Annotated in this window: 1 protein-coding gene; it reads left to right on the plus strand. The window is 41.9% G+C overall.

What is annotated here, in order from left to right:
* Window positions 1-260, plus strand: a 260-nt coding sequence (locus SB749_RS19930; RefSeq protein ID WP_410711832.1) for a hypothetical protein, incomplete at both ends; no start/stop codon positions are given.

Consider the following 260-nt stretch of genomic DNA (forward strand, 5'->3'; position numbering starts at 1 on the left):
GTCTACCAATGAAGAGCGTGCCGTAAGCGCTGAATATGAGATCTCACTTCGCGATCTAGCATTACTGATAGAGATAGATCCAAATAAAGACAGCCAAGTTAAGTGGGCCGAAGTAAAATCACAAACAGCTCTAATAGAGCAACTAATAACATCCAAGATAAGGTTAGAAGGTGATGCACAACAGTGTCAAATAACCGAGTTCTCACCATTGGCTATTAACACGCGCGGCGGCTTCAACTATTTGTATACAAGTTTTGAGC

The sequence above is a fragment of the Brevibacterium sp. SIMBA_078 genome (genome assembly GCF_046534565.1).
Classification (GTDB): domain Bacteria; phylum Actinomycetota; class Actinomycetes; order Actinomycetales; family Brevibacteriaceae; genus Brevibacterium.